Below are 10,004 nucleotides of genomic sequence, written 5' to 3'. Positions count from 1 at the left end.
GGATTAAAAATACTAGTTGGAAGTTCTGTATTAACGGTTTTAAGTTTTACTTTGTTATTACCAATTTTTGGTTCGTTTACTCGCAAAGGATTTTGGTCAATAGTTTTCTTTTTACTGTCAATTGGTATGTTTATAAAAGCACATCTTTCCTATGATTATGAAACAGGAAAGGCAAAACCAAACAGCATGGTTTATATATTAAATGGAGATACAAATAAAGCAAATTGGGCAACTTACGACACCAACTTAGATAAATGGACAAAAGAATATCTAGGCGAAAATCCTAAAAATGCAAAACATCTAAATACTAATAAATTGTATAGTAAATATGGTTCTGAATATACATTTATGGCAGATGCACCTTTAAAAAACATTGCAAAACCCAGCATTGAATTTCTAAAAGATTCTATTATTGGTAACCAACGTTATCTAAAAATTATCATTACACCAAACCGAAAAGTAAACCGATATGATATTTTTTCAAATACTAAAGTTACTAGTTTTAAAGCTAATGGAGTAAAATCGATTGCGTTAAAAAGTAATATTATTTCTAAAAACACAAACAAGCTTTTGAGTTATTATGTTGTAGATAATATTCCGCTTGTAATGGAATTTTCTATTTCAAGTTCTGATAAATTGGATATGAATTTGGTGGAAAGTTCGTTTGATTTAATGACAAATCCTTTGTTTACTATAGCAAAAAGAAGTAATTGGATGATTCCTAAACCATTTGTCTTGACAGATGCTGTTATTGTGAAACAAAAAGTAAAACCAACTCCGCCACCAGTTCTAGTAAATGCAATTGGAATTACTAACAATGTTATAAAATAATGCAACAAATAAGTATTTTAGGTTGTGGTTGGTTAGGTTTACCTTTAGCAAAATCTTTACTAGAAAAAGGATTTTTGATTAATGGTTCAACAACTTCATTTGATAAAATTTCAGTATTACAAAATGCTGGAATCACTTCTTTTCAAATTAATTTATTAGAAAAAAAAGTTGAAGGTAAAATAGAAGTTTTTTTAGAAAATTCTGAAATTTTAATTATTGATATTCCTCCAAAGTTAAGAGGCGATTATAAAGAAAGTTTTGTAGAAAAAATTCAAACACTACTTCCATTTATAAAAAAATCATCTGTTAAAAAAGTAATTTTTGTGAGTTCAACTGCTGTTTATTCAGACGATGCCTCGACTGCGCTCGGCAAGACAGAAAAAACAAATCCAAATCCAGAAACCGAAAGTGGAAAACAATTATTAGAAGTAGAAAACATTCTGTTAGAAAATCAAAGTTTTGAAACAATTATACTTCGCTTTGGCGGATTAATTGGCGAAGATAGAAATCCTGTAAAATTTTTATCTGGTAGAAAAAACATTGAAAATCCTGATGCACCAATAAATTTAATTCATCAAAAGGATTGTATTGGAATTATTGAAGAGATTCTGAAACAAGTTCAGAATGAAAATAACAATCAAATTTGGAACGAAATTTATAATGCTGTTTATCCGTTTCATCCTTCTAGAAAAGAATATTATATTCAAAAAGCTGTTGAAGAAAAATTAGCTTTGCCAGAATTTGATGAGACAAAATCATCTATTGGTAAAATTATTTTAAGTTCTAAAGTTGAAAGTGTTTTGGGATATGAATTCCTTTATCACATTTAGTTTTTTATTAAAAAGCATAAATTTAAAAACCATTAAGATATTTAAGTTTCATTAAGAGTTATACAACTCAATTTCCTTAAATATCTTAATGGTTTTAAAATTCTATACTATAATTTTAATTGTTAAAAATTACCAAATTCTAACTCGCTTTTCAGGAGCAATATACATTCCATCACCTTCTTTAATTCCGAAAGCTTGAGAAAAAGTATCTAAATTTAAAAGTGGCACATAAGCTCGATACATTGCTGGCGAATGTGGATCAGTTTTTACTTGATTTTTCAACGCTTCGTCTCTAATTTTTCCTCTCCAAATAGTTGCCCAAGAAATAAACAAACGTTGTTCTGGTGTATAACCATCAATTAATCCTGGGTTTCCGTTTTCCTTTAAATACAATTGTAAACCATCATAAGCAGCATTAATTCCGCCTAAATCACCAATGTTTTCTCCAAGTGTAAATTTACCATCAACTTTAGTACCTGGTAATGGTTCTAATGCCGAATATTGATCTGATAATGCTGTTCCAAGTGCAGTAAACTTGGTTAAATCATCAGCTGTCCACCAATCAATAAGATTTCCTTCAGAGTTGTAGCTTGCGCCTTGATCATCAAATCCGTGAGAGATTTCGTGACCAATTACGGCTCCAATTCCGCCATAATTTACAGCTTCGTCTGCTTTATAATCATAAAATGGTGGTTGCAAGATTGCTGCTGGAAATACAATTTCATTATAAGAAGGATTGTAATAGGCATTTACAGTTTGTGGCGACATTCCCCAAGTTGTTTTATCTACTGGTTTGTCAAATTTTTCTAAATCTTTTTTCCAACTCCAAGCAGAAACATTTCTAAGGTTTTCAAAATAACTTCCGCCTTCACTTGGACTTTTTATTGCTAATGCCGAATAATCTTCCCACTTGTCTGGATAACCAATTTTAATAGTTAGTTTATTTAACTTTTCAATTGCTTTCAATTTTGTTTCTGGCGACATCCAAGTTAGATTATTTATTCTAATTTCATAGGCACGAATTACATTTTTAATCATTTTCTCTGCTTTGGATTTCGCTTCTGCAGGAAACATTTTTTCTACATATAATTTTCCTAATGCTTCACCAATAGTTCCATTTACAACTTGCAACGCTTTTTCGTGACGTGGTCTTTGCTTTAATGCACCAGTTAAAGTTTTTCCGTAAAATTCAAAATTAGCCGATTCAATATCTGTAGATAATTGTCCGGATGCACTTCTTAGCAACATCCAACGCATGTACGCTTTCCAATCTTCAACTTTATTTTCTTTAAAAATTCCTTGTAATGCAGCCATATATCTTGGTTGCGTTACAATAATTGTATCTAATTTTGTAATTCCAACTCCTTTTACATATGTATTCCAATTTATTATAGGAAGCATTTTTTGTAAATCGGAAATTGCTGTAGGATTATATTGTTTTTTACTATCTCTACGTTCAACTCTATCCAATCTTGGTGTTGACATTGCAATCTCTAACGCCAATATTTTTTCGGCATTAGTTTTAGCAACTGTAGGTTTTTCTCCTAGAAATTGTAACATTCTTGCTACGTGTAAAACATATTTTTCACGTTTTTCTTTAGAGTCTTTTTCTTCAGAAACATAATAATCTCTGTCTGGTAAACCCAAACTTCCTGGACCAATACTTACAGAGTTTTTATTACTGTTTTTTTCATCAGCACCAATTCCAACTCCAAAAAAACCAACATTTCCACCAGTTGCTTCGGTTTGCATCATTAATTTTTGTAAATCTTGAATGTTTTTTACAGCATTGATTTTGGCTAAATAAGGTTTTAAAGGTGCAATTCCTTGTTTGTTTCTGGCCACAGTATCCATTGCGACTTTAAACATATTTATTGCTTTTCCTTGATCGGTATTCGATTTATAAATTGGATTATTGCTAGCTACTTTTAAAATTGCAAGAGCATCTTTATCTGTATTTTGACGTAATTCATCAAATGAACCCCAACGTGTTTTATCAGCAGGAATTGGTGTGTTTTTTAACCAAGTTCCGTTTACGAAATTAAAAAAATCATCACTCGGTTTTACAGATTTATCCATAAAATCAAGGTTGATTCCTGGGTTTTTTTGTTGTGCGTTTATTTGAATAAACCAAACAAATGCTGAAAAAATGAAGATTGAAGTTTTATTTATCTGAAATTTCATAGTTTATTTTTTAATTATTCTTTTAATGGTAGTTTGCTCGTTGGCAGTAATCTTTACAAAATAAATTCCGCTTGAAACTTGAGTTAAGTTAAGAACTGTATTGTTTTGCGATTGATTAGTGCTAGATTTTATTGTTTTACCCATCACATCATAAACAATGATTTCATCTATTGTTGTGTTGCCAGATGAAATATTATAAATTCCGTTTGACGGATTTGGATAAATTGTAATGTTATTTAAATTAAAATTTTCATTGGCCAGAGTTCCAGAAATTAAAAAATCATCAAAAATCACACCTGCTTGAACAACTGCTTCATCAGAATGAAAAACAATTCTAAAGATAATATTTGTTTCACTATTAAGTGCTGCAAGTGAGTAATTATAAGTTTTAAATGTTGTGTCTGTTCCTGTCCACTGTGCTCCAACACAATTATTACAATCGGTTCCAGAAGTGTCTGGTGTTCTATTGCTGTTGTACCAATTTGTGCCTGGAGTTCCTAATACTTGCCAATTCTGTCCAAAATCTGTAGAGTATTGAACATAAACAATATCCCAATTGTTTTCTAAATCAAATGCCATTTTGAAACTTATATCTGGATTTGATAAAGAAGACAAATCATAACATTGAGAAACAATATATGCCTTTTTTAAATCTAAATAATTTCCACTTAAATTTGTAGTATAAACATTATTTGTTCCTGTTGCCAAGCTTCCTGTTGCTCTTATTCCTCTTGTCCAAACTCCAGTTGCGCTTCCTTCATTATATTCTAATAGCTCGTCTGCAGTGCTTTCAAAAGTATTAGTAGTATTTACCGTTCCGTTATCATTTAAATAAAATACTGAACTACCATTATTATTATCACTAAAAGCATCATTGGCAATTGTAGAATTCACCAACAATGTGTATATTCCTTTTGGAAGTGTTTCTGAAGGTAAACTAATTGCTAATGTTTGTGTTGGATTAATTAATCCAGACCAATTATAGACATGTGAAGTTGAATTGATTGTGTAATTAAATGTTACATTATTAATTACATTCAAACCATTGTTTTTAACCAAAATTTGTGGTGTAACTGAATCGGTACAATTGATATTAACAGACGACGGATTTTGAATTTCGGTTAATTTAATATCATCATTTGGAGTTAAAACTGGTATTGAAGATTGCCAAATTCCTCTACCAAAAGTAGCCGCTACAATTTTTTCGTCTTCTAAGTTTATTTCTAAATCTGTAACTGAAACATTTGGTAAATTTGTATCAAATGGTTCCCACAAAGCCATAGTGTCATCACGATAATAAACACCTAAACTAGTTCCTAAATATAAAGGATTGTTAGCATTTCTTCCTTGATGAACAATAACATTTTTTCCAATATTTGGTAATCCTTCACTAAAAGAAGTAAAGTTTGTTGCTCCATTTATTGATTTTAATGCTTGACCAGTTGTGCCTTGAGTTGTTATATAAACAATAGAGCTATTGCTAGAATGAACATCTATAGAAGTAATATTTGAAGATGCTGAATAAGCAAAATTAAAAGTAATTCCTTTATCAATACTTTTATAAATACTTGTTCCGTTTACAACATACATATTGTTGTCATTTGAAGGATCAATAGTAATTAGTTCAATGTTTCCTGAGCCAACTGTGTTAGAGTTTTGAAGTAACCATTCGCCATCGGTAAGTTTATATAAATTTGTATATCCGGCAAACAATTCACTTGCATTATTCATTACTAATGGAGTAACCCAGTTTCCTGTTTCACCAACTGGAGAGCCAAATCCGCCAGATAATGAATTTCCTGCATTATTGCTAGAATATAAACTTCCACCACTTTGTATAAAACCATAGAAAATATTACTATTATTAGGATCAATTGCAGTGTCCATTCCGTCTGCACCATAATAATTTTTCCAAAGTCCACTACTGTATGCATGTCCTCCATTATCTTGAAGTCCACCAACCATTTTTGAAGCTGTTTGTTTAGACACAGCAATTTTATAAAACTGACTTATTTGTATACCTGCTGTTTTATCAGTAAAAGAAGCTCCATTATTTTCTGAAACATAAACACCACCATCACTTGCGCAGTATAATTTATTACCAAAAAATCTTAAATAATGTATGTCAGCATGAGTGTATGCGGCACCAACTGGTGAACTCCAGCTATTTAATACTGAAAACGTTACACCGCCATCTGGTGATTTCCATAGATTTAAACAACCGGTATAAATTTCATTTGCATCGGTTTGTGATACTGCTAATCCTAAATCATAATATGCTTGAGTTGAACCATCAAAAGTATCGTTGGTTCCAGACGTTTTAGTCCAATTCGTTCCACCATTAGTTGAACGATAAATACCTTGCATTCCTCCACTAGCGGTTGCGCTTAAAATATAAATATAATTAGCATTTGCAGCTGTAATATCCATTATAAGTCTTCCTGATGAAAATGGAAGTCCAGTTGTTATTGTTGTAAAAGTATCGCCTGAGTTTGTTGAGCGAAAAAAACGAGTGTTAGAAACCGCATAAACGGTAGTTGCATCTCCAGATTTTAAACGAATTCTTCCTTGCGAAAAATCTCCTGTTTGCTCTAAAGTCCAAGTTGAACCAGCATTTAAAGTTCTATAAATACCATTAGATGTTGCAGCCCATAACATATTAGAATTAGTAGGGTTTATTAAAATATCTCCTGCAAAGGTATTTGTTCCTGCAAATACAAGTCCTGTTGTATTCCACGTTAAACCACCATCAATAGATTTCATTACACCAATAGAATAGGTGTCAGAACCATCGCAATCACCAGTTGTAATATAAATTATATTTGAGTTGTTTGCATCTACTGCTATTCCAGAAACTCCAATTTGTGGTAAATTATCTGAAAGTGGAGACCAAGTTGAACCTGCATTTATTGATTTCCAAATTCCTCCTGCTGGCGAACCTATATATATTGTATTTGAATTAGAAGGATCAACATAAACAACATTTACTCTACCTTGTCCAGATGACCAAGAACCAGAATTTGTATGAGAAAAAGGTCCAACTGCTTCCCAATTACTTGCTGGAACTAACAAAGAAGTGCTTAATTTATTGTTTTTTTGAGCGTTTTTTTGATTAAATGCTTCCCACATTTCTTGTGGAGTAGCTAAAAATCCTTGAGGATTTGTGTTGTTTCTCCAATGGTATTCCCATCTCATAAAAGGTTTATAACCGCTTCCTTTTTTCTTGTAATCTCTAGAACTCCAATAAGTATTAAAAGATTGAACCAATTCATCAATATTGGCTTGACCAGATTTAGCATTTGAATTGCTTGAAACCCAAGGTGCGCTTTGAATAAATTGTGGGAATACCGTAATACAACTTAATAACGCAATAAAAAGTATAAAGTTTTTCATTTTTAATAATTTTTCCCAAATATATGTAAATAATTGGTATTAATTATAGGTTTAACATTCCTTAATTTATTTTTGTAAAACGATTAATTAACTTTGTAGAAAAATTATTATAATGATTTTAAAAAAATATAAATACCTATTTAGTTTTTTTGTGATTTTTTCTATTGTTACTATTACCGCATTTTACTTTGTGTTGAAACCTAACAAAAAGTTACCGATATACAATCCGAGTGATGTAAATACTGAATTGGTTGATTCTACAATTCAATATGTAGCTAATAATCATAGAATTGCCGATTTTAAATTTACCAATCAAAACGGAAAAACAATTACTCAAAAAGACTATGAAGGCAAGATTTATGTAGCCGATTTTTTCTTTACTTCTTGCAAAACCATTTGCCCTAAAATGACTAATAATATGGCTTGGTTGCAAGAACAATTAAAAAACAATAATAAGGTTTTATTGCTTTCACATTCGGTTACTCCAGATATTGATACTGTTGAAGTTTTAAAAAATTATGCTAATGCAAAAGGTGTAATTGATACTAAATGGAACTTGGTGACTGGCGATAAAAAAGACATTTATTATATTGCAAGAAAATCTTATTTGGCAGTAAAAACTGGAAAACCTGAGGAACTATATGATATGGTTCATACAGAAAATTTTGTTCTGGTAGATTCTAAACGAAGAGTTAGAGGTTTTTATGACGGAACAAATCTTGATGAACCAACAGAAAAAGGTGTTAAAAATGTGAAACAATTGCTTGAAGATATTTTGTGGTTGTGTGAAAACGATAATTAAAGGAGAAGACAAATAAAAATTAGCCGTGATTACTTCACATTAAATTGATTTTCATTTGAGTTCAGTGAACTTCGTTTAAAGTGTAAATAATCTTTGCCAAAGTTTAAAACTTTGGCAAAGATATTGAAACGGAAATCAGGAACAAGGTTGATAAATAAAAACCAAGCCATTCGCTTCTAATAATTTTCACACTAATCCTCTAAAAAAACAGACACGTTTCACTAATTATTTTTGCTTTGAAAAGTAATTACATCAAATTATCAATAACATCTTTGTGAAATTTTAACCTGTGTAATTAGTGCAAATTCGTGAGATTAGTGTTTAAAAACTTCATAATGTTTAACTAAAACCTCTAGTTTTAAATTACAAATTCGTACTTTTGTATTTTAATTCAATCTAAATAAACACTTGAAACTTACTCTTGCGCAGCTAAAAAAAGGTCAAAAAGGAATCATTACCGATGTAAATATTGACGAAATTCCGTTGAAATTACTAGAAATGGGCTGCTTGCCAGGAAATAGGGTTGAGTTGGTTCAAGTAGCGCCGTTTGGCGATCCGTTGTATTTTATTTTTAATGATTCGCATGTTGCTATTAGATTAGAAACTGCCAAAGAAATTGAAATTACACTGGAAAAATAAACTCGTTAATGTCTCAAAAAAATATAAAAGTATCGTTAATTGGAAATCCTAATACTGGAAAAACTTCGGTTTTTAATCAGCTTACAGGTTTGCGACAACAAGTGGGAAATTATCCTGGAATTACTGTTGAAAAAAAGATGGGAATTTGTCAGTTGTCTAAAAATAAACGAGCAATAATTCTAGATTTACCTGGAACTTACAGCTTAAATGCAAGTTCAATTGATGAGAATTTAGTAATTGAATTGTTACTGAATAAAAAAGATGAAAATTTTCCAGATGTAGCTGTTGTAGTAACAGAAGTTGAAAATTTGAAACGAAATTTACTGCTTTTTACACAAATAAAAGATTTAGAAATTCCTACGATATTAGTCATAAATATGAGTGACAGAATGCGTGCAAAAGGAATTGAACTCGACATTCCATTACTAGAAAAAGAACTCAAAACCAAAATTGCACTAGTAAGTTCCAGAAAAAATATTGGAATTGAAACCATCAAAAATTTAATTTTAAACTACGAATCACTTTCTACTGAACCTTGCCTAAATGCGTCGAGTATTGATGTTGATTATTTTAATAATTTGCGTCGTGCTTTTCCAAATCAGTTGCTTTATAAATTGTGGTTGGTAATTACACAAGATGTAAATTTCTTGAATCTTGAACGTAACGAAATTAAAAGTGGTTTTACAAAATCTAAAAACGATTTAAAGCGTTTGCAACAAAAAGAAACCATAAAACGCTACCAGTTTATTAATGATACATTAAAAATTGGTCAAACAATTGACACCTCAAAAGCCACAGATATTAGAGCAAGATTGGACAGAGTTTTAACACATAAATTTTTTGGATATGTAATTTTCTTTGGAATTTTGTTGCTTATTTTTCAATCTATATTCAATTGGTCTAGTGTTCCAATGGAATTTATTGATGAAACCTTTACCAATTTAGCTTCGTATGCCAAAAAGCATTTGCCAAGTGGCGAATTCACTAATTTAATTGCCGAAGGAATTGTTCCTGGCATTGGCGGAATTGTAATATTTGTACCTCAAATTGCGTTTTTATTTCTGTTTATTTCTGTATTAGAAGAAAGTGGTTACATGAGTCGTGTAGTTTTCTTGATGGATAAAATCATGAGACGTTACGGACTTTCGGGTAAAAGTGTTGTACCATTAATTTCTGGAACTGCTTGTGCTATTCCTGCAATTATGAGTGCCAGAAATATTGAAAATTGGAAAGAACGATTAATAACAATTTTGGTTACGCCATTTACAACTTGCTCTGCAAGATTACCAGTTTACGCCATTTTAATTTCGTTAATAATTCCAGAT

Annotated in this window: 6 protein-coding genes and 1 pseudogene; 5 read left to right on the top strand and 2 right to left on the bottom strand. The window is 30.8% G+C overall.

Annotation, left to right across the window (positions count from 1 at the left end; translation table 11 throughout):
• Both ACH2BO_RS04660 and ACH2BO_RS04655 read left to right on the top strand, forming a co-directional pair.
• Positions 1-831 (top strand): annotated as a pseudogene (locus tag ACH2BO_RS04660) (peptidase M28); the annotation flags it as partial.
• Entirely contained in the window at positions 831-1,661 is an 831-nt protein-coding gene (locus ACH2BO_RS04655) for an SDR family NAD(P)-dependent oxidoreductase (RefSeq protein ID WP_395043584.1), read from the top strand. The pseudogene ACH2BO_RS04660 and the gene ACH2BO_RS04655, both read left to right, overlap by 1 nt.
• Before the next feature lie 129 nt (positions 1,662-1,790).
• On the opposite strand, the gene ACH2BO_RS04650 is transcribed toward ACH2BO_RS04655, so the two are convergent.
• Both ACH2BO_RS04650 and ACH2BO_RS04645 read right to left on the bottom strand, forming a co-directional pair.
• Positions 1,791-3,845 carry a M13 family metallopeptidase gene (locus ACH2BO_RS04650; protein ID WP_395043583.1) on the bottom strand — a complete coding sequence of 685 codons (2,055 nt, stop codon included), beginning with the start codon at positions 3,843-3,845 and terminating at the stop codon, positions 1,791-1,793.
• Between the two features lie 3 nt (positions 3,846-3,848).
• Positions 3,849-7,238 (bottom strand): T9SS type A sorting domain-containing protein, encoded by a 3,390-nt coding sequence (locus ACH2BO_RS04645; protein WP_395043582.1) that lies wholly within the window; start codon positions 7,236-7,238, stop codon positions 3,849-3,851.
• 106 nt (positions 7,239-7,344) lie between these two features.
• Between ACH2BO_RS04645 and ACH2BO_RS04640 the strand changes: the two genes are divergently transcribed.
• The 3 genes from ACH2BO_RS04640 to feoB all read left to right on the top strand — a co-directional run.
• Positions 7,345-8,040 carry an SCO family protein gene (locus ACH2BO_RS04640; RefSeq protein ID WP_395043585.1) on the top strand — a complete coding sequence of 232 codons (696 nt, stop codon included), beginning with the start codon at positions 7,345-7,347 and terminating at the stop codon, positions 8,038-8,040.
• A gap of 408 nt (positions 8,041-8,448) precedes the next feature.
• A complete protein-coding gene (locus tag ACH2BO_RS04635; RefSeq protein ID WP_395043581.1) occupies positions 8,449-8,679 on the top strand; it encodes a ferrous iron transport protein A in 231 nt (76 codons plus the stop codon).
• Positions 8,680-8,687: 8 nt separating this feature from the next.
• Positions 8,688-10,004: ferrous iron transport protein B (gene feoB, locus ACH2BO_RS04630; protein ID WP_395043580.1), on the top strand; the 1,317-nt coding region annotated here is incomplete at its 3' end.

Origin of the sequence: Flavobacterium sp. (genome assembly GCF_043773265.1) — a bacterium.
Classification (GTDB): domain Bacteria; phylum Bacteroidota; class Bacteroidia; order Flavobacteriales; family Flavobacteriaceae; genus Flavobacterium.
This window is presented reverse-complemented; position numbering and strand designations above follow the sequence as displayed.

What these genes read in the sequence shown, in the direction of transcription:
- ACH2BO_RS04655 (WP_395043584.1), top strand. Translation starts at nt 831, where the DNA reads ATGCAACAAATAAGTATTTTAGGTTGTGGTTGGTTAGGTTTACCTTTA.
- ACH2BO_RS04650 (WP_395043583.1), bottom strand. Translation starts at nt 3,845, where the DNA reads ATGAAATTTCAGATAAATAAAACTTCAATCTTCATTTTTTCAGCATTT.
- ACH2BO_RS04645 (WP_395043582.1), bottom strand. Translation starts at nt 7,238, where the DNA reads ATGAAAAACTTTATACTTTTTATTGCGTTATTAAGTTGTATTACGGTA.